The organism is Psychrobacter sp. SWN149 (genome assembly GCF_015864565.1).
Lineage (GTDB): Bacteria > Pseudomonadota > Gammaproteobacteria > Pseudomonadales > Moraxellaceae > Psychrobacter.
Genome location: NZ_JADYWX010000001.1, coordinates 381,981 through 403,582, shown reverse-complemented (window position 1 = coordinate 403,582; position 21,602 = coordinate 381,981). Strand labels below are relative to the sequence as shown.

General features: G+C 44.8%; 16 protein-coding genes. 6 read left to right on the top strand and 10 right to left on the bottom strand.

The features are described from left to right. Positions 1 to 23 precede the first annotated feature (23 nt). Positions 24 to 782 carry a two-component system response regulator OmpR gene (gene ompR, locus I6E86_RS01660; RefSeq protein ID WP_194363449.1) on the bottom strand — a complete coding sequence of 253 codons (759 nt, stop codon included), beginning with the start codon at positions 780 to 782 and terminating at the stop codon, positions 24 to 26. Between the two features lie 396 nt (positions 783 to 1,178). Here ompR and I6E86_RS01655 point away from each other — a divergent pair, with 396 nt between their 5' ends. Then, positions 1,179 to 3,716 carry a Tex family protein gene (locus I6E86_RS01655; RefSeq protein ID WP_197174784.1) on the top strand — a complete coding sequence of 846 codons (2,538 nt, stop codon included), beginning with the start codon at positions 1,179 to 1,181 and terminating at the stop codon, positions 3,714 to 3,716. A 106-nt stretch (positions 3,717 to 3,822) separates the two neighbouring features. Here the strand turns inward: I6E86_RS01655 and I6E86_RS01650 are convergent, their stop codons facing one another. Together I6E86_RS01650 and I6E86_RS01645 are read right to left on the bottom strand one after the other, a co-directional pair. After that, complete coding sequence (locus tag I6E86_RS01650) at positions 3,823 to 4,422, bottom strand: hypothetical protein (protein WP_197174783.1); 600 nt, start codon at positions 4,420 to 4,422, stop codon at positions 3,823 to 3,825. Positions 4,423 to 5,026: 604 nt separating this feature from the next. Beyond that, positions 5,027 to 6,313 (bottom strand): saccharopine dehydrogenase family protein, encoded by a 1,287-nt coding sequence (locus I6E86_RS01645; RefSeq protein WP_197174782.1) that lies wholly within the window; start codon positions 6,311 to 6,313, stop codon positions 5,027 to 5,029. A gap of 463 nt (positions 6,314 to 6,776) precedes the next feature. On the opposite strand from I6E86_RS01645, the gene I6E86_RS01640 reads away from it, so the two are divergent. Beyond that, the gene (locus I6E86_RS01640; protein ID WP_194363453.1) at positions 6,777 to 6,932 is read left to right on the top strand and encodes a DUF1328 domain-containing protein; all 156 of its coding nucleotides are present in this window, start codon (positions 6,777 to 6,779) and stop codon (positions 6,930 to 6,932) included. 82 nt (positions 6,933 to 7,014) lie between these two features. Here the strand turns inward: I6E86_RS01640 and I6E86_RS01635 are convergent, their stop codons facing one another. From I6E86_RS01635 to I6E86_RS01620, 4 genes are all read right to left on the bottom strand, one after another. Further along, positions 7,015 to 7,308: a 4a-hydroxytetrahydrobiopterin dehydratase gene (locus tag I6E86_RS01635; protein WP_194363454.1), complete on the bottom strand. Its 294-nt coding sequence runs from the start codon at positions 7,306 to 7,308 to the stop codon at positions 7,015 to 7,017. Positions 7,309 to 7,462: 154 nt separating this feature from the next. After that, positions 7,463 to 7,756: a GNAT family N-acetyltransferase gene (locus I6E86_RS01630; RefSeq protein WP_197174781.1), complete on the bottom strand. Its 294-nt coding sequence runs from the start codon at positions 7,754 to 7,756 to the stop codon at positions 7,463 to 7,465. Positions 7,757 to 8,064: 308 nt separating this feature from the next. Next, entirely contained in the window at positions 8,065 to 9,492 is a 1,428-nt protein-coding gene (locus I6E86_RS01625) for a fatty acid desaturase family protein (RefSeq protein WP_227680473.1), read from the bottom strand. Positions 9,493 to 9,651: 159 nt separating this feature from the next. Continuing rightward, on the bottom strand, positions 9,652 to 10,884 hold the full coding sequence (locus I6E86_RS01620; RefSeq protein ID WP_197174780.1) for a flavin reductase family protein: 1,233 nt from the start codon (positions 10,882 to 10,884) through the stop codon (positions 9,652 to 9,654). A gap of 447 nt (positions 10,885 to 11,331) precedes the next feature. Between I6E86_RS01620 and ettA the strand changes: the two genes are divergently transcribed. Beyond that, positions 11,332 to 12,993 carry an energy-dependent translational throttle protein EttA gene (ettA, locus tag I6E86_RS01615; RefSeq protein WP_197174779.1) on the top strand — a complete coding sequence of 554 codons (1,662 nt, stop codon included), beginning with the start codon at positions 11,332 to 11,334 and terminating at the stop codon, positions 12,991 to 12,993. A gap of 132 nt (positions 12,994 to 13,125) precedes the next feature. Here the strand turns inward: ettA and plsB are convergent, their stop codons facing one another. Then, entirely contained in the window at positions 13,126 to 15,897 is a 2,772-nt protein-coding gene (plsB, locus tag I6E86_RS01610) for a glycerol-3-phosphate 1-O-acyltransferase PlsB (protein WP_197174778.1), read from the bottom strand. A 247-nt stretch (positions 15,898 to 16,144) separates the two neighbouring features. Between plsB and ybaK the strand changes: the two genes are divergently transcribed. After that, entirely contained in the window at positions 16,145 to 16,633 is a 489-nt protein-coding gene (ybaK, locus tag I6E86_RS01605; RefSeq protein WP_197174777.1) for a Cys-tRNA(Pro) deacylase, read from the top strand. Positions 16,634 to 16,716: 83 nt separating this feature from the next. Continuing rightward, complete coding sequence (locus tag I6E86_RS01600; protein WP_197174776.1) at positions 16,717 to 17,085, top strand: 5-carboxymethyl-2-hydroxymuconate Delta-isomerase; 369 nt, start codon at positions 16,717 to 16,719, stop codon at positions 17,083 to 17,085. A 152-nt stretch (positions 17,086 to 17,237) separates the two neighbouring features. Here the strand turns inward: I6E86_RS01600 and I6E86_RS01595 are convergent, their stop codons facing one another. Then, on the bottom strand, positions 17,238 to 19,058 hold the full coding sequence (locus tag I6E86_RS01595; protein ID WP_194363461.1) for an acyl-CoA dehydrogenase C-terminal domain-containing protein: 1,821 nt from the start codon (positions 19,056 to 19,058) through the stop codon (positions 17,238 to 17,240). A 388-nt stretch (positions 19,059 to 19,446) separates the two neighbouring features. Here I6E86_RS01595 and I6E86_RS01590 point away from each other — a divergent pair, with 388 nt between their 5' ends. Further along, on the top strand, positions 19,447 to 20,571 hold the full coding sequence (locus tag I6E86_RS01590) for an FUSC family protein (RefSeq protein ID WP_197174775.1): 1,125 nt from the start codon (positions 19,447 to 19,449) through the stop codon (positions 20,569 to 20,571). A gap of 53 nt (positions 20,572 to 20,624) precedes the next feature. Here I6E86_RS01590 and aroE read toward each other — a convergent pair whose 3' ends face one another. Further along, positions 20,625 to 21,488: a shikimate dehydrogenase gene (aroE, locus tag I6E86_RS01585; protein ID WP_197174774.1), complete on the bottom strand. Its 864-nt coding sequence runs from the start codon at positions 21,486 to 21,488 to the stop codon at positions 20,625 to 20,627. Between the last annotated feature and the right edge of the window lie 114 nt (positions 21,489 to 21,602).

Here is a 21,602-nt window from a genome sequence, read left to right as displayed (position 1 = left end):
GTAAGAGTTATATTTGGCGAAAATTACTCACCCTTGGCGGTCTCTACTTCGGTCTCGTCAGGAACGAACACATAGCCCACGCCCCAAACGGTCTGGATATAGCGTGCCTGTGAAGGATTACTTTCAATCAGGCGACGCAGGCGTGATACCTGTACATCGATAGAGCGCTCCATCGCACCCCATTCACGACCACGGGCAAGATTCATCAGTTTGTCACGGGTCAATGGCTCACGTGGATGCTGTACCAATGCCTTTAATACTGAAAACTCACCTGTCGTCAACGTCACTACGTTACCATCACGTTTGAGGGTACGAGTCGATAGATCTAACGTCCACGGACCAAATTCAACCACTTCTAGCTGATGACTTGGTGCGCCAGGTAGCTCACGATTTTGACGACGTAGTACCGCTTTGATACGAGCCAGTAATTCCTTTGGGTTAAAAGGCTTTGGCAAGTAATCATCTGCACCAGCTTCTAGGCCTGCGATACGATCGGCATCGCCACCTTTAGCGGTAAGCATAATGATTGGAATGTCAGCGTTGTCTTCACGTAGACGCTTACAGATGCTGATGCCATCTTCGCCTGGCAGCATCAAATCCAATACCACTAGTGAGAAAAGCTCACGCTGCATGAGTTTGTCCATCTGGCCGCCATCATGAGCAGTACGAACCACAAAGCCGTCGTCTTCTAGGAAGCGCTGTAACAAAGAGCGTAGGCGGGCATCATCATCGACGACCAAAATACGCTGGGTCAAGGTATCAGGGCTGTTATTATCAGGCATACAGGCATCCTCTTATAAAAATTATTGTTAGCAAAAACGGCGGTTAGCAGAGACTATAAATAAAAAGCCATGAGTAAAAATGACTGCTAACCAAGTATTATTATTTAATAATGGGTCAAAAATAAGTACGTCATAAAATCAAAGACTATTGTTCAATATGGCAGCACCTATCAATATTCGCGCTATTGATACTTTAGTGTATAAGATTGCACGGCCAATTGCATCACTCATAAAGATAAATGCTGTATGCGTTTGTTTAACGATGCGACAGAACGCATGATATAAAACGATTTGAGCCGCAAAACAGCCGATAAATAACGAAAAGATAAAAAGGATTTTTATTCATGCAGCTTTTGCTATAATGCAAAGCTACATTTCTCAACGATTGATACGTATATGAGTAGCACTGATACCTTAACGTCATCTCAAACCTCGACAAATGCACAGGTTTTGGATGCAACCACACACGCGAATATTCACGACAAGCTTGCTCGCGCGCTTGGCATTAAGACTGCTCAAGTCAATGCGTTTGTCAAACTTTACGATGAAGGTGCGACCGTTCCCTTTATTGCGCGTTACCGCAAAGAGAAAACCCAGAATCTTGATGATGCGCAGTTGCGTGCTTTAGAGAAGTCTCTTAATTATGAGCGTGACATGGCCACACGTCGCCTCAAAATTACTGAGCTGCTGAGCACACAGGGCAATATGACCGATGAGCTACAGACGCGTATTGATAATGCGACCTCTAAGCTTGAGCTTGAAGATATCTATCTGCCATATCGTCCGCGTCGTCGTTCGCCAGCTGCCAAAGCTCGTGCTGCGGGTCTTGATGTTGCTGCTCAGGCGGTATTGACGCAAGAGATTACGCCAACAGAAGCACTGGCTGATTACCAAGTTCAGTCAACGATCACTGACGATAGTGGTAATGAGATCGAGGTTGATTTTAGCGACATCGAAAAACAATTGGCCGGCGTGCAAGCCATCATCGTTGATGAATGGACACAAGCATTGGGCCTATTGGATAGCCTGCGTAATGGTTTTGCCAAAACTGCCAGTATTGTATCGAGCGTTGCTAGTGATGAAAAGCGTGAAGTCGGTGAGAAATTCAAAGACTATTTTGAGCATAGCGAAAGCTTGGCTCGCCTGCCAAACCATCGCCTATTAGCGATGTTACGTGGTCGTCAAGAAAACGTCTTAGGTCTAAAGATTGAAGGCGAAGACACCCCATTTATCGACAAAATCATTCAGCATTTTGAGATTACTGCTAAAGCACCTTCTGAACGAAGTGAGTTTTTGTCAGAGGCAGCCAGTAGCTTGTGGAAAGACAAGTGGCGCCCGCATATCGAGCACCGCCTGTTAACTGAAAAGCGTTTGGCAGCAGAAGCCGATGCCATCGATGTATTTGCTAGCAATTTACAGCATCTACTGATGTCAGCACCTGCAGGCCCTAAAGTGATCTTAGGTGTCGATCCTGGTATCCGTCATGGCGTAAAAATGGCCATCGTTGATGCGCAAGGTCATGTCATGTCAGATAGCGAAGAGAAACCTGTCATCGCGACCGTTTATCCGTTTGCCCCTGATAATAAGATGAGTGAAGCCAAAAAAGTCATCGATGCGCTATTAAGCACTTATAATGTGGATCTAGTGGCTATCGGTAATGGTACAGCAAGCCGCGAAACAGATGCAATGATCAAAGAGATTTTGACCGCGAATGATGCATTAAAAGCCAAAGCCGTCATCGTCAATGAGTCTGGTGCCTCTGTTTATTCAGCCAGTGAGCTTGCCACTGATGAGCTTGGTAATTTGGATGTGTCTGTACGCGGAGCCGTCTCTATCGCGCGTCGCTTGCAAGATCCATTATCAGAATTGGTTAAAGTCGATCCAAAAGCCATCGGTGTGGGTCAATATCAGCATGACGTGAATCAAAGTCAACTGGCAGACAGTCTCGATAAAGTGACTCAAGACAGCGTGAATGCCGTTGGTGTTGATGTGAATACCGCGAGCCCTGCTATATTAGCTCACATTGCTGGTCTTAATCGCAATGTGGCACAGCAAATCGTCACCTATCGTAAAGAGCATGGTGCCTTTGATAGCCGTGAATCGCTCAAAAACGTGCCGCGTTTGGGTGCTAAGACGTTTGAGCAAGCAGCAGGTTTTTTACGTATTCATAATGGTAGCAATCCACTTGATGCGACTGGTGTGCATCCAGAAAGCTATGCATTGGTCGATAGCTTATTGGTACAAGCTGACAAGCCATTATCAGAAGTGATCGGGAATGATGGTGTGCTAAACACTATCGATACCACTGCACTGGCTGCTAACGATGATAATGTCAGCGTCAAAGCCATTATTGAAGAACTTGCCAAACCTGCACGTGATCCACGTCCAGAGTTCAAAACGGCCAACTTCCGTGATGATGTGAATAGCATCAAAGATTTGAGCGAAGGCATGACTTTGGAAGGCGTTGTGACAAATGTGACGGCCTTTGGTTGTTTCGTCGATGTTGGTGTCCATCAGGATGGCCTAGTACATATCTCACAAATGGCCAATGACTTTGTTGCAGATCCGATGAATCGTGTTAAACCAGGCGATATCATCTCAGTCCGTGTCATCTCTATTGATGAAAAACGTGGTCGCATTGGCTTTAGCATGAAGCCTGAATCTGAAAAATCAGTACGTCCAGCAGCAAAACCGACGGCCAAAGATGCGGGTTCTGATGAGAAGGGCACTCGCTTGCGTAGTGACCGTCCAAGTAGCAATCGTCCAGCTGCGGATAAACGTCCATCTAAGCCACGTGGTAAGCGTCAGGATAAAGACAATGCTAATAGCAGTCATGCTAAAGCACCAAGAACTGAAAAAGCAGAAGCACCTAGCAAGTTAGGTACGTTTGGCGCCTTGTTACAAGAAGCTGGCGTGACCAAAAACAAGAAATAATCATTAGTAGCACACAAAAAAAGGCAGCCATATGGCTGCTTTTTTTTGTGCTAAATAAAGCGTTAAAATCTAGCGCTATAAAAATCATGCTTTACAAAAACTGCTTTTAGCGTGACACAGCAATACGGCGGTTTTCTTTGAATTGTACATTGGCTGGCTGAGTGGCTAACAATTCACCACGCTTGTCTTTTGTTTTCTCTTGCAAGGTACTAGCCGTATTGGCCATTTTGTTTTCGGCAGCAGCTTCGCCTGTAATTAATGGTTGATAGTCTGCATTGCTGTGCTGCATATTAGGTGCTTGAGTGTTTGGTGCAGACGCTCGGGCAGTGGTAGCAGTATTGGTTGTTGCAGCGCGTGCCATTGCAGCCGTATTATTGTTATTCACAGGGCTAGCTTGCTTATTCATATCACGAGGTGCATTGTCCATATCACCAGATTCATAATTCATATCGCTAGTGTCTTCGTCCATATCACCTGATTCGTCATCCATCTGCATATCATCAGATTCATTGGTCTCCACTGCACTAGACTGGTGAGCCATTGGCTTGGCATTAGGGCTTTGCATATTAGCCTGTGCCGTGCTCTTAGCGGAAACGCTTGGCATACTCGGCGGCATCATGTCGCCATGACTGGTTGGCATAGCCATAGCCATTGTTGGTAATACAAGTGTGGCACCCATGATTAACGATAAGATATTTTTCTTCATGATAAAACTCCAAAACATATAAAATTGGTAATGATTAAAAACTGTGATTCAGTACTTAAATAATAATGCTGAGCTGTCATCAGTTTTCTATTAGGATTGTTTATTATTGCACTGTGCAAAAATGCTGTATGGAAAGTACCAGTTATAGGTCTTGTGATTCAGTAGTAAACTCATTGCTGTTCTAACAGCTTGATGTTTTATTGTGATGTTGTGCAATCGTCTACTATTGGCTTTGGTTTTAAATAGCATCGATATTAATCTGTATATTTTAATTGACCAATCTATACCTACCTATAATAAATATGAGTGACTATTTCTATTAGGTAAGCCTTTCACATAAAATTTCATATATATTCTATTATTTGCATTAATTTAATAATGACTCGAGTCTATATGGCGTGCCAATAGGTATTATTATTTTTCGACAAAAAACCCAATGTACAACGTATTAAAAAGTCATAAAAGCGCAACACTATTCACCAAAGAAATACGATATAGAGCTTTATTAACTTCTGCTAAAGTCATGATAAGTATGATCCAATAAAAAACCGTGCCTTATTGCTAAGACACGGTATTCAAAGATGAAAAAGAAAAGGCTAATCAGTTAGCTGTCAATTACCTCAAAGCTGAGACCAGCATGTGCTTCTAAGCGAGTAATGAGCTTGTCACCCATGGCAGCAGCAGGTGTCCAAAATCCACCGCCGACCTCTTCTTTGCTGACATCTAGCGCGAGACATAGTGCCGCTTGTGACAGCATACGAGAGGTGCTGCCATAACCAGGATCTCGATCACCTGTTACTTTAACGGTGATGTTGTCATGTTTGGTGGTTTGACCAAAATGACGAATATCAAAAAAGCCATTTTCTTGGTCGTCTTTAGAGGGGCCTGAGCCTGCTTTTGGTAGTATATGCTTGGAGAGTAGCTCACGACTCGGTTTGATCATCATGGCCGTGGCAAAACCCAATAAACCTGCACTCATGGCATAGCTTGAGACTTTTCCTTTGATACCATCCGGCATCCACATGGCTTCATCGTATTTAAAATCGCGACCATAGTCATACCCTAGCAATTGATTGCTGCGATGTACGATACGCGTATTGATGGTTGCCATGACAAAAGGCGCCAGCCAGCGTTTATGCTCGCTGTCATATAAAGGTTTGCTGACATTGTCCTGACGCACGCTTGGCGCATCGGTGTCATCATTCAGCAGATAAGGATTGGCGACTTGTTTGCGCCGTGCTTTGTCTTGACCTGCTTCTTCAAAGATAGTTGCCATCGAGGCAATGGTACCGCCAGAGATACCGCCTTTGGCTGCTTTGACACGCATGTTAATCACATTACATCTCTGACCGAATGCCTCTTCTGCTTTGGCTTGTGTAAAGTAAACGCCCAAATCAGATGGAATAGAGTCAAAACCGCATGAATTGACGATACGTGCACCGCTTTGCTTGGCAGAGTCTTGATATTTGTCCATCATGTCTTTGATAAATATCGCCTCGCCAGTGAGATCGACATAATCGGTACCATTTTTGGTACAAGATTTGATCAAAGGCTCACCGTATTTAAGATAAGGCCCTACGGTTGAGATGATAACCTTAGTTTGTTTGGTCATGTCATCAAGGCTGGCCGCGTCTTTACTGTTGGCAATGATCATATCGACTTGGCTATCAAGCTTGGACTGCAATTTATTCAGCTTGTCTTCGTCACGCCCTGCGATCGCCCAGGTGACAGCAGAGCCATCTGTATTTTTGGCATCAGCCAAAAATGTGGCCAAATAATGGGCAGTGATTTGTCCCACAAAACTGGTTGCACCGTATAGTACAACGGCATAAGGGCGTGTTTCACTACTGTTCTGTGCTGTTAAGTCTGCAGTATCCGTCTCGGTATTCATAGGTATTGTCCTTAATAAATTTATGATGAATAGACAGTAAACTATAAACCAAGTTGTTTGGATACGTTAGGAGTTTATGGGGTCGCTACAGTTTCCATTGGTAAACTTATGCTCAAAAAATGTCATCGTGACGCTGAGGTATAGATAGACAACGCTAGAGCTGTCTATACGACATTATAAAATATAGTCAAACCCACATAAATCCGCTACATCGTCATCTTCGCTAAGCATACTAATGTATAACTTGCACTCACCGAGACAAGAAAAAATAAAAGGTATGACGACTTGCTACAAAGTTTACATAACCTACCGACATCATTACTAAAGTGCACGTTTTTTAGAAAAAAATATTGCTACTCTATGTTTGTACACAGATATGAATAGTATTAAAAAAACAAAAAGTTAAATCGATACTATACAAGTTCACTATCTGGTTTTTTAACAATTATTTGAGGAGAATATTATGTTTCGTTGGGCTATTATTTTTGCAGTGGTTGCGCTGTTGGCAAGTTTCCTAGGTTTTGGCGGCGTGGCTGGCTTATCTGCTAATTTGGCATATATCTTTTTAGCAGTTGCAGTCATCTTATTCATTGTCGCGTTCGTTAGCCGCAAGATGTAACTTGGAAAGCGCGTTCTGAAGACAACATATTCTAAGCACACAAAAAAGTCCTCAATCGAGGACTTTTTTGTGTGCTTAGATTTTATAGACGCTTTGGCTGAACGATGTGCTCCATGCGCTTTGCTAAGCGAATATCCAAACTAGAAATACCACCTGTATCCTGATTGGTTAAGCGTACCTCTACTATGTTATACGTATTACGCCATTCAGGATGATGTTCGATTGCTTCAGCATGAAATGCTGCTTGATTCATAAAACTCATGGCTTCAATGAAATCGCTGAAGTGATAAGTTTTGACAATACTATTGCCATCACGTTGCCAGCCTGGCAGATCTTCTAGCTGCATATTGATTTGTTTGTCAGATAAACTACTCATATTAATAACCTTTATTGTTATGTCGAATTGGTTTATTAAAAGTGCTACTAGGGTAGTGCTAAGTGTCTCTCCTAATCCAAGATAGATATATTATATCTCTAATGTGCTCAATGTTGGGTGTACTCGATGCTATTAAATAATGAGTCGTGGCAGCCTAAACTAAATCCTGATATTCAGGATGTTTGCTGATATACGAGGCGACAAATGAGCACTGAGGCACGACCTTTTTATTTTGCTCACGTGCATAGTTCAAGGCATGCTTCACCAATGCTGAACCAACACCGCGTCCGCCTAATTGCTCGGGGACGATAGTGTGGTCATATACCAGCTTATCCTGACTATTCTGATAGCTGATATAACCTGTATGACCGTCGATGGTTGTCTCAAAACGTTTTGCTGACTCATTGTGAGTAATATCTAGGTTTGGCTTAGACTCTTGATTGCTCATTGATAAACTCCCTTTATTATTATCGAATTTTTATTATAGATTAAGTATTTTCTGAATTGTTATGCTCTATAGTCAAGTTTATATAAACCCGCTACATCGTCATCCTCGCTAAGCATACTAATGTATAACTTGCACTCGGTTTCCTTGTATCGAAATTATATTGAACTGACTATATCAGTATAGGGTTATAAAACTCTATATTGCTAGTTTAGTATGTAGCATCAATGCCAAACAATCTAGACCCTTACCGTAATAGCAGATAGGGCAATCGTTAATTTCATCCATACCTCAAATACTGATTTTTTGTCCTAGCCCCACGCATAGGATATGGCTTTTTGAACCACTGGCGGCAAAAACCGACTGAGGCCGCCTTCCGCTTGGATTTCTGTCTGTGTATTGTGGCGGACAGTATTATCAGCATTCGCGATAGACTTTTCATACTCCTGCCGCTCTTGGACACTAGGTTTGCTAAAGTGGTGAATACGACCAATGACTTGTCGAAGCTGCGTGCCAAAGCTGCCTGTGTTGTACGTCAGACCATACTTGAGACATAGGGCTTGCACTTGCGGCGCAATTTTTGCATAGTGGCGGGCTGGCATATCAGGGAATATATGGTGCTCAATCTGATGGGATAAGTTGCCCGTCAGAATATGGAACCATTTGCTACCTTTGATATTGCTAGAACCCAGTATCTGGCGTACATACCAGTCACCTTTGGTTTCATCAGCATCGAGGTGAGTGTAGATATGTGCCTGCTCTGTGAAATGACCACAGAAAATCACCGCCCACGTCCATAGATTACGGACAGTATTGGCCGTTATGTTCCCGCTCAATGTACCCAGTGCGCTGCGACGACCTAGGGCCATTGCTGCTATCACTGGTAATGCAATATAGTCTTTGCCTACTTGACGACCGATTTTGGCAAACAAGGCGCGAGACTTTTGCTGAATAATGTTATGCAAATCAGGTGAGTCGGCATACTCATCGGCGCTAATTTGAATATCATGAAAGGCAACGGCCCACTCAAAGCCAAGTGCCAATCCTGCGGTACTAAGCAGGTTATAACGGTCTTCTGGTACCCAAAGCTGCTCATCAGTGACCCGAATCAAATGATAACCCACATCATGATCGCGGCCTACGATATTGGTAAAGGTATGATGCAAATAATTATGTGAGTGTTGCCATAACGGGGCAGGGCAAACGATGTCCCAATCGAACTTTTGACTGTTGAGATGAGGATGCTGCATCCAGTCATATTGACCATGCATGACATTATGTCCTAGCTCCATATTGTTTAGTATTTTGCTAAAGCTGAGCAGAGATGTACCAAGTAACCAAGTCCCTAGTAGACGTCGTTTCGATGGCATGCGCCCAGCTGCGGCGAGCAAACCACGAGCGATAACTTCACTATAGACCACCGTGGCATAAACCCGCTGAATGTATTTTGCATCGTCGCTACCCAGTGAGTCCATTACGGTTGCATATATCTCGTTTAACTCTACGGCTAGCACATCGCTCTGTGCTTTGGTCAAGGGTGCACTTGTCAGCGTTGGATACCGAACTGAAGAGAAAGCCTGATCGGACTTGGCGCTGTCATTGGCGGCATTATTCTCATGGGCGTACGATGCTTGTGGCGCGAGCGGCACACGCGCTTGACTTGCCAGTTGGATGCCTGACAACGGAGTAAAAATCGGTACAGCAGATTTCGGCATTATAATAGGGGGTAATAAGCGCATAAATAAATCCTTAACCGACATGGCACGAATAAGCAGTACTGAGTTCGGTTTAATGAGTCGGCTGAGTGTTCACACAGACAGCGTTGATACAGAGTTGGGCACATCATATGAAATAGCAAAGGACTGTTAAACTAGATAGCGATTAATCAATCGTATGTTTTAAATATCTAACACCACATCAGTCATCGCAACGTTGATACAAGTCTGAATCGGCTCATAACCATCGCTACTTAGCCGACCGGTTTGGATGTTTTTGACCACGCCGCTCACTTTATTACATCGGCATAATTGACACACGCCTTGCCTGCAACCATAGGCTAAGCGTATATTTTCACGCTCAGCCGCCGCGAGCAAAGTCGTGTCACTGCTAAACTGCCGTTGCCGCGCTCGCAGGTAAATAGTGTGCTCTTGTACATCGATTGCCTTATCACCAGTTTGGTGACTATCAGAATTAACATCAGCCAACGCACTGCCGAAGTTTTCTATCGTAATACTGTCGCGCAGAGACCTTCCATGCGGTAGTGTGATGTCTGTCGCTGCTTGGTATAAACCAGCCAATAATGCCTGTGAGCCACACGCAAATATCTGCGTATCTGCCCATGGTAGGTTTAATGATAATAAGCTGTCTGTCGTTAAATGTCGATTACCTGACAAGTAGCTGTTTTGGTCTTCGGTATTAATCAGATGATACCTAAATGAGTCTGGATACGCTGCAGCCAGTTGCTGCCACTGCTGAGTGAGTGCAACCAATGCAGTGCGGTTGTAGTGCAGCAGTACGACTTGATGCTGATCCTCTAATGCTTGAGTAATGAGCCCTAGCATGGGTGTGATACCGCTGCCACCTGCAATAAACAGCAACATGTTTTTCTGAGTATTTTCTCTAGGTAAGTGTTCTAGATTCGAAGCTTCTCTCTTCGCGGTCATCAATGACTGTGCCAACGTAAAATGACCACGTGGGATGCTCGTATTAATGACATCGCCAATCGGTAGATGTTTGGTTAAGTAACGGGAGACCATCCCTTGCGGCTTAATCGCAATCGTCACCGTATGGCGCTTGGATTTGCTAGGAGTACTATCGACAATGGCATCGTGCCACCCTAGGGGCTGATTGACCAAACCCACTAACGAATAACTGCGCTGATGATAAATGCCATCAATCAAAACACGTAAGTCAATATACTGACCGCCTTGCCAGCCTGATTTTGCACCATTCGTTTGCTGTCTAAAAGCGCGGTTGGTTTCAAATCGAAGCGCTATCAGGTCGTCACTCAGATCATACCGCGCAACGAGGCGCAGCTTGGGCGCAGTCAATGACCGAAACGGGTGCAGGCGCGACCCGATAAAATCGACAAACGCACGTTGAACAATTTCAGGGCGATAGCCGGTGGCCATATGATTGATACCTTTATGAATGTTATTAGATGGGTTATTAAAGGGTGTACGTCACAGATATTAAGTCAACCTATTGATGGTCTTATCGACTGTATCTCAACTCAATCTGTTCACGTCTATTAAGCTACCCTAACATGCTAACGGCTATTGATTAAATTTGCGAAAGTTTTGATGCTATTTTTTGTGGGCTTTATAAAACAGTATTGAATCAAAATGTTAACCATGTCATTGGCAGCATATGTTTTTAGTGGCTTTTAGCGATAAAGTACCGCTGACGGTGACAAAACTAGCAAAACAGGTGTTAAAACAACCTGTCAGCTTGCAGGGTATGCGCCACAATGCGATAATGACCTATAATTTGTAACCCTGATTTTGAGGTACGGCACGCTTGGCATCATCGCCGAGTTGCATTTGCTGTTCTCTTCTATGCAGTCTATCGGAGTGTTAATGGCTCAATATATTTACACGATGAACAACGTGTCAAAACTTGTTCCCCCTAAGCGTGAAATTTTAAAAAATATCAATCTGTCGTTTTTCCCAGGTGCCAAAATTGGTGTCCTAGGTATTAACGGTTCAGGTAAATCAACGTTGCTACGCATCATGGCAGGCGTCGACACTGAGTTCAGTGGTGAAGCACGCGCACAAGCCGGTACCAAAGTCGGCTATCTGCCGCAGGAACCACAGCTGGATGACAGCAAAGACGTTCGCGGTAACGTCGAAGACGGTATGCGTGAAGCATTAGATGCACTCGCACGTCTAGATGCTATCTATGCAGAATATGCAGAGCCTGATGCTGATTTTGATAAGCTTGCTGAAGAGCAAGGCAAGATGGAAGACATCATCCAAGCTTGGGATGCACATAACTTAAACAATCAGCTAGAAAAAGCAGCCGATGCGCTACGTCTGCCACCATGGGACGCGGACGTTAGCAAACTCTCTGGTGGTGAAAAACGCCGTGTGGCACTATGCCGTCTACTATTGTCTCGCCCTGACATGCTATTACTTGACGAACCGACCAACCATTTGGACGCAGAATCCGTCGCATGGCTAGAGCAGTTCTTGCAGAACTACAGCGGTACCATCGTTGCCATTACCCATGATAGATATTTCTTAGACAACGTCGCTCAGTGGATTCTAGAGCTTGACCGTGGCCATGGCTATCCGTATGAAGGCAACTATACTGAGTGGCTCGAGCAAAAGAACACGCGTCTAGAGCAGCAGAATAAGCAAGAAGAATCTTTTGCTAAAGCGCTGAAAAAAGAGCTTGAGTGGATTCGCAAAAACCAAAAAGGCCAACAAGCCAAGTCTAAGTCTCGTGTACAGCGTTTTGAAGAGTTGAACTCAACTGAGTTCCAGCAGCGTAATGAGACGGCTGAGATTTATATTCCACCTGGTCCACGTTTGGGTAACAAGGTTATTGAGATTAACGATATCTCTAAATCATTTGGCGATCGTTTGCTTTATGAAAACCTAAGCTTTAACGTGCCAGCTGGTGCGATCGTCGGTATCATCGGTCCAAATGGTGCGGGTAAAACCACACTGTTTAACATGATTACTGAGCGTGATATTCCAGACACTGGAACCGTTGATTTGGGTGAAAGTGTTAAAGTCGCTTATGTTGGTCAGGTACGTGATCATTTAGATGACAGTAAAACTGTTTGGGAAGAAGTGTCTGACGGCCTTGACATCATCACAGTTGGTGATTACACCACGCCTAGCCGCGCTTATATCGGCCGCTTTAATTTCAAAGGCTCAGATCAGCAAAAACGTGTTGGCCAATTATCAGGTGGTGAGCGTAACCGTCTGCAACTGGCAAAAACCCTAAAGCAGGGCGCAAACGTATTGCTACTCGATGAACCATCAAACGATTTGGATATCGAAACCTTACGTGCGCTAGAGGATGCGATTCAAGTATTTCCCGGTACGGTCATGGTCGTCTCGCATGATCGCTGGTTCCTTGATCGTATCGCCACTCATATCTTGGCATTCGAAGAAGAAGGCCCTGTTTGGTACGATGGTAACTACTCTGAGTTTGAAACCTATCGTAAAAAGACCATGGGCGATGACGCCAGTCCTAAACGTGCCAAATATAAGAAAATTACCAACTAATACGGCTGTTTAGAATACTCAAACGCAATAAAAAAGACCTCTAATCGTTAGAGGTCTTTTTTTATTTGTCTGACTTGGCGAGATGTTAGCAGTAATTAAAGGTTACCGTTTAAAGGATTATTGCCTAAAAGATTAGCGCTTAAGACCAAATTTACGCTGCTTTTTATTGCTAATCTCAGTAATCGCGTGAGTGATTTCTTCTTCATCCAAACTAGCGACTTGCTGCAAGATTTGCATCATATCAGGCGTTAGTACGTACTTAGCATGATGCGCAATGTCATTGATACGATGATCAAAGGTCAACACACCAGCGTCGTCTTTTTGTAGATAATCGAGACGGGTCAGCGCGCCGATGAAACTGGTGAATAAGGCGCGATCAAAGAAGTCAGGAATGTCGTCTGCATAGAGCACAGACAAACGCTGTCCGAGAAGGTGACACAGATCAACGACTTCGTTTTCGGTCAAATTACCTGAGCCTTGCTGCGCGAGTAGGGCAAGCGTCATAAAGTAACGCTCAAGACTCTGTCCAACGGGTGTTGCTAGTGCTTGCAGCTGCTGATAAGACTTGCTGTTAGACTCAGGAACGCTGAGTACACCATCACCCAATTCCACGATCAGTCCATGCGCGAGCAGGCTATCGACTTTTTTATTGAGGGTTTCAGCTAGGCCATGCGCTGGATAATACAAAAACAGCTCGCTTTGCAAAAACGGATACAACTGCTCAGCGATACTATCTAGACGACTGCGTTTGATACGGCCGTTACGTGCCACGAGCGCTGATAAGAAAGACAGCAGAATAAAGACATGCAAAATATTATTACGGAAGTAGCTCAGCAGTGCCGCTTGCTTGCCTGCGACTTGAATGATATCACCTAGGATATGCGGGGTGCGCTCGATAAGTTTGAGCTTGATACCATAATCAATGATTTGCTGCGGTGTCATATCGGTGATGACAGTATCATCTGAATAAGCAAGCTGCTGCGCCAGACCTTGGTACAGTGCGATTTGCTCGCGGCAGCTATTTTCATCCAGTGCTGCTTTCGGTGCTGATAGTAGGACCAATGATAGCAGCGACACTGGCGTCACAACCGCAGCTTTATTGATATGCTGCATGATTTTTACGCCGATATTATCCACCATGGCGCTGGTTTTTTCATCGAGCGGCGAGTCCGTGCGATCTGAGGGCAAACTACTGGCAGGCACATCAAACTTTTTCATAAATTCGGTGAGGTGCAGTGGTGTACCGAAGCTCAAATGTACATTGCCAAAGATACGCTCAATCTTACGACCCACCTTGAGCAGTCCGATGAGAGACTCTGACTCTTTTGGCTTGCCTTTGAGCTCACCAATATAAGTGCCACCTTCCATGATACGTTCGTAGCCAATATAAGTCGGAATGAACACGACAGGTTTATTGGTTTGGCGCAATTGGCTGTGTACCGTCATCGCCAGCATACCCATTTTTGGTGGCAGCAAGCGACCCGAACGTGAGCGACCACCTTCGATGAAGTATTCAATCGGTGTGTTACGAGTAATAAGAGTATGCATATACTCACGCAATACGGCGGTATACAGCGCGTTGCCACGGAAGCTACGACGTATATAAAAAGCGACTGCACCGCGCAATAGTGGGCCCAATACAGGCACATCTAAGTTATCACCTGCTGCCACATAAGGAATGCTCAGGCCACGCTTGTAGATGACATAAGACAACAATAGATAGTCGACATGGCTACGATGGCAAGGCACATAAATCAGCTCATAATCGGTCGCAAGATCACGTACGCGCTCAAAGTGATGTACTTCGACGCCATCGTATAACTGCGTCCACAACCAAGTCAAAAACTTATAAAACCCGCGGATGATAGAGTGCGAATAGTCATTGACCATCTCATTGGCATAGCCTCTGGCCTGACTGCGAGCCTCCCGAACGCTGGTACCGGTCTCGACGGCTTCCATCTCGATCGCGTGCTTGATGGCAGGCGAGTACACCAGTTTGTCTACCAAGTTGCGTCTGTCTGATAGATCAGGGCCGAGCATGCTGGCACGCTGCTTATCTAAATAAGTCGATAGTTGCTGCTGTAGAGACCGAACCAATTCACGGTTGCTATCCGCTGCTGCGACTAATGCATAGCTGGGTAACTTATCAGCTTGCGTTGATAAATCAGGATGCGTATTGGTTGGTGCTGTCTTTTGCGTGTCAGTCGCAACTGAATCAAAAATAGCAGGCCCTTCTACATCACCGCTCAGATGACTATTAATGAGCGTGCGCAAATCCTGCGGTGGATGAAACTGTACAAAAGTATCGCGGCCCATCACACCGATATTAAATAACTGTTTTGTGATACTAGGGTCTTGCCAGTTGTCTGCCGTCAGTAGTTTAAACAGCGAGTCCTCTTTTTCAGGTGCGCGCCCCCAAAGAATAGATACCGGTACCAGATGTACCTTTAGTTCAGGGTTTTGCAGTACTGCAGAGACCAAACGAGACAGGCGCGGTGATAGTTGGCTGTCTTTGGCGTGTGGATGATTCAAAAATATAATGGCCGCATTTTCTTTGATATCGTGCGCGGCATCATAGACCCCAACCAATGCGGGTGGTAATTTATGCTCTTGGGTCTGTAAGTCAATCAAGATACTATTGGAGCGAGAATAATCTTGCAACACATAAAATCTGATTGTCTGATCGTCATTATCGAACTCAGGCAGCTCACCTAATAGCTTAGGCTTGACGGCGACGTCGAGTAGTTGACCCGATAGCTTACGGTAGAGCTTATTGATCGGCGCATTAGCATAAGGCTTGATGGCAGCTGAATCAGTCGCCGTCTCAGCGGTGCTATCAGTCGCCACGGGCGCTTTAAAAATCCGTTTTTTTAGGAACTTATTCTTTAAGAAACTGGGTATCATAATGGATATCAAAATTAGTCAAATATGTTGCGCTTATGATGCCATAAAAGCTATCAAAGCGATATATAGTGTCTGTACATACTGCCAATATTAATACGTCCTAGTTACGCTGCAGTGAGTGGTCAATCTTATACATGCTCAGGTGTTTGAAAGTTAACGCGTTTGGCGCAATAATACATTTGCATAATTGCTAATTATTCAGTTTAATATCTATTCTTTTATGTCTATTTGATGAAGACAAAACCTTATGACGCCAGCTATTGACCTTGCCAAAAAATCTGGGCTTGACTATCAAGTACACGAATATAGTCATGATAGCCATGCAGCTTCGTTTGGCTTGGAAGCCGCCGAAAAGCTTGGCGTGGCTGTGACACAAGTGTTTAAGACGCTCGTTGTAGCGACGGATACAGGCGCGCTTGCGGTGGCGATATTGCCAGTGGATAAAACGCTTAATTTTAAAAAAATGGCCAAAGCCTTATCGGCTCATAAATTGCTGGCCTGCAAAAAAGTACAGATGGCAGATCCCAAACAGGTAGAGCGTAGTACAGGCTATGTGCTGGGCGGCGTCAGTCCATTGGGTCAAAAAAAGCGTCTAAAAACAGTGATAGATATGACTGCTCAAGAGCAGCCGAGTATCTATGTGAGCGGTGGTCGCCGTGGCCTAGAGATTGAGCTGCCACCGATGCAACTGGCCAATACACTGGCTGCTGTCTTTACAGATATTACGGACGAATAACCTCTTACGGCAGTGAGAGTAAACGTAAGCTGCCATACCCGATTATCCATTACTTTTTATTTATACTTAATAAGGACATACCGATGCCGCATTTAACCATTCAAGTGACGCCTAACGTTAGTATTGCTCATGAGGAATCATTGCTCAAATCACTCAATAAAGTGCTATGGGACAGTGGTCAGTTTAAACAACAAACTGATATCAAAGCGCGTATCTTACCTATTCAGACATTTTTGGTGGGTGTGGAAGATGATGAGCAGGCCAATGGATTTATTTATGCCCATCTAAAGATGATGACGGGACGCGATATCGCCGTTCGTAATCAGTTGGCAGAGCTGCTGACGACAGCCATAGAAGATATACTAGGTGCAGAGCAATCAGGCCGAGCAGCATTGCAGATATGTGTGGAAGTCGAAGAGATTAGTGCGGTCTATCATAAAAAAATGCTCTAATAAACTGCCTTAATAAAACAGACACCTCACTCTAATTATCTGCACAGTCCAAAAGTAACTTGACTGGTTTTGGTCAGACAATAAAAAAGCGCCTAAATGATAGGCGCTTTTTTATTGATTAGGGCTACAGTTTTAGTCAGTTTTAGTCAGTTTTAGTCTAAGAAAGCGAAGTTCTCAATTTCCATAGATGTCATGCTATCGCTTGGTGCGACCATAGCTTCGGCGTGGCCTGAAGTACGTGGCAATAGCTTATCAAAGTAGAATTCAGCAGTCTGGATTTTGGCTTTGTAGAACTCTGGTGATTCAGTGCCACCATTTTTGAGTTTTTCGTACGACACTGCTGCCATACGTGCCCAATGATAGCCCATCATCACATAACCTGAGTACATTAAGAAATCATCTGATGCGGCTGAGATAATTTCACGATCTTTGCGTGCCATTAGCATCAAGCGTACGGTCAAGGTGTTCCATTCAGCACATAGTTTGGTTAGCGCCCAAACGAATTTACGCATGTCTTTATCAAGCGCATACTCGCCACACCATTTCATGATGCTAGAGGTGTAATCACGGATGATTTTACCTTTAGATTGCAAGATAACCTTACGACCTAGCAAATCAAGCGCCTGTACGCCAGTCGTACCTTCGTACATTGTTGCGATACGTGCATCACGAGCGATCAGCTCCATGCCCCATTCTTTGATATAGCCGTGGCCGCCATAGATCTGCTGGCCATGTTTGGCCGCTTCGATACCTAGCTCAGTCAAAAAGCCTTTTAGGATTGGCGTATAGAAGCCTAATTTATCATCCCATTTTTCAAACTCTTCATCATCGCCATTGATGATGCCCTGTGCCATTTTATCGGCGTAGCGCGCTGAGTGATAAATCATCGAGCGGCCGCCTTCAGCAAAGGCTTTTTGCGTCAATAGCATACGGCGTACATCAGCATGATGAATAATGGCATCTGCTACTTTTTCAGGATCTTTGGTACCAGATAGCGTACGCATAGAACGACGTTCTTTGGCATAGGGTAGTGCGTTTTGGAAAGACAACTCAGTATGCGCCAGACCTTGGATACCAGTACCGATACGTGCCGTGTTCATAAAGGTGAACATGGCTTTTAGGCCTTTGTGCGGTTCACCAATCAGGTAGCCAGTAGCACCATCAAAGTTCAATACACACGTTGAAGACGCGCTGATACCCATTTTGTGTTCGATTGAACCACAGACTACCGCATTACGCTCGCCAGATTCGCCTTCCGCGTTTGGCGTGAATTTCGGTACGATAAATAGCGAGATACCGCGCGTGCCTTCTGGTGCGTTCGGTAGACGTGCTAAGACAATATGAACGATGTTGTCTGTTAAGTCATGCTCACCGCTTGAAATAAAGATTTTGGTACCACTGATTTTGTAGCTGCCGTCATCTTGTGGAATGGCTTTTGACTTAACTTGACCCAAATCCGTACCACATTGTGGTTCAGTCAGACACATGGTACCAGCCCACGAGCCTTCGATTAGTTTTGGCAAATACAGCGCTTTTTGCTCGTCACTGCCATATTGGAGTAGGGTGTTGATACAGCCTGTTGATAGGCCAGGGTACATCGCCCAAGGCCAGTTAGCCGTACCTATCATTTCAGCTTTGATTAGGTTGATTGATGTTGGCAGGTTCATACCGCCGTATTCTTCAGGGTATGAGATACCTTGCCAGCCGCCTTCTACAAACTGTGCATACGCTTCTTTGAAGCCTTTTGGTGTGGTGACTACGCCATCTTCGAAATGACAGCCTTCTTCATCACCTGATTGATAGATAGGGGCAAGGACGTTTTCAGCAAAGTCAGCCATACCCTGCAAAATCATATCGATTGTTTCAGGGTCAGCGTTTTCGCCGTTATCTAGACTTTTATAGTGGGTTTGAAAATCAAATACATCATTAATCAAAAATTTGATATCACGTAGAGGTGCTTTGTAAGTTAACATAATCGCTCTCTTTGGTTGGTTCGCTATCATAGGCTTATGGCGCAGTATATGAGTCACAGCTTAGGTAAACGACGTTCACTTATTTTGGATGTAGTAGATAATACAGATTATTATGTGGCTGGCTAAAACATGGCGATTCTGGCTATTAGCATTGAGTGCCATGAGTTAAGGTGACTTTGGTCACCCCAGCTATTATGGTGTTGATATGATTATAAATCTTATAGAGTGACAAATATACAATCAACAACTATTATTCATGTATAACAATATTATACATTACATTTAGTTTTTAATATGGTTTATCCATATCTCATATTTATGTGTTATGGACGATTGATAATAAACAAAGCGTCAAAAAAATGGACTTATCATACAAAGGAAGCCATTTATGACTGTGATAAAAAAACAGAGACGAGGGTCATGGTTGTCCATGTTATTAGATCGTATGGCATTGCTTATCGGTGGTGAGCTGAATCATTTACTGACCGTTAATCGTAGTCAGAGACCGTGGCATATGCCGATTATTGCGGCGATTGCTATCAGCTTCCCAGTGTTCGTGGGGGCTTACTTTGGTGACTTGCCTTCTGGCATCAAAGCCTCGCTTGGGTCGATGATTATTTTGAACTTGCCATTGGTCGGTGCCCTGCCTTATCGGTTAGTGACGGTCATGGCATGGGGGTTTGCCATGATACTCAGTTTTGCACTGGGGCTTATGGCACAGCAGTTGCCGGTACTGCGACTACCTGTATTTATGCTGATTGGTTTTGGTGTGGTAATGTTGGGTCGTTACTATCGACAGCCGCCACCAGCGGGATTGTTTGTATTGATGGCGGGTGCGATTGCGCTGTTTATCCCTGTGCCGCTTGAGGATGTGGTTTCAGCGATCGGGCTTGTGTTGATGGGTAGCGGCTCGTCGATGTTATTGGCGCTGCTATATACACTATTTTTACTCGCGACACGTCCTATTGTTTCTGCACCTACCTATCGCTATGAGCCAGATATGCTCAGTGATAGTTTCATTGTGGTGAGTTTTGTCAGTCTGGCATTAGTAATCGCCGTATTGTTAGAGATGCCTTATCCGTATTGGGCGGCCATGAGCTGCTTTATCATTATCCAAGGCATGCAGATGCGGACAATATGGATTAAGCAATTACATCGTCTATTGGGTACGTTGGTTGGGATGGGCGTCGCTGGTTGGATGCTATCGTGGGGGCTGTCGGTGTGGGGCGTTGCCATTGCGATACTACTCATGATGCTGTTGATTGAGGCGTTTGTCGATCGGCATTATGGCATCGCTGTAATATTTATCACGCCTTTGACAATATTTATCGCAGAATACGGCAGCACGATGCTTGCAGCGCCTGTGGCTGACGTCATCATTCATGCGCGCATGGTCGATACTGCACTTGGCTGTGCGATTGGTCTGGGTGGTGGGTTAGCGATACACTCCACGCGATTACGTGTACCGCTGCGACGTTTAGAAAATTACCTGCTAACACATTTTAGCGTATAGCCAGTCGCTGCTTTTACGTTGCTATTATGCTGATTGATGCTTAGTGACTTGCGCTATTTATTTTGACGCAATGTTTCGGTGGCTGTTGCAACATCGATTTGGTAGCCAGTCCAGCGCTCAAAGCTTAAAGCTGCCTGCCCGATAAGCATGCCGTAGCCTTCTGATGTTTGCGCGTCACGCGCGGCAAAGTGCTGCAAAAATGGCAGCGGACGTCCGTACATCATGTCATAGGCGTAATGACAGTTCAGCATTTCACTGAGCGGTAGCGTATCGCCTGATAGGCCAATCGATGTGGCATTGATAATGATATCAAATTGTCCGGTCAATTCACTTGTCGCACAAGTTTTGATACTGTGTTTACCGATAGTCTCACTCGCGGTACTCAGCTCATCTACTAAATTGGACGCTTTGCTCACTGTGCGATTGGCAATAGTGAGCGTGCCGATACCCGATTCAATCAGCGGTAATATGACACCACGTGCCGCGCCGCCTGCACCAATCAGTGCCACACGAGCACCGGTCAACGGCCAGCCTAAGCTATTTATATGATTGATAAGCCCCTGTCCATCGGTATTGTCACCGTATAGCGCCTCTGTTATCGAAGCGCCTTGTTGCAGCATCGCTTGATTGATGGATAGCGTGTTGACGGCGCCTGCTGTTTTGGCATGCGCTGATAGTCCGCCGCGTGCCGCGCAGCAATCATAAGCAACTTGTTTAAATGGTACCGTCACATTCGCACCCACACCGCCACCATTAAAAAAAGCTTCCACCACTGCGATAAAACTGGCAGTATCATCAGGACAGTACTGACGTTGATAACTGATATCGATGCCAGCTTGTACCGCGAACTGCTCATGAATCTCAGGAGATTTGCTGTGGGCAATGGGGTTGCCGATAACGATAAAGTGTTGAGTCATAGGAAGTCCAGTGGCGAAAGGCGACAAGAGAGAGAGCAGTAAAAAACAGATACGCGGTCATCATAAGCGATAATGTGATGATTGACAAATCAAGCGCGCGTCCAAGCAACCTTT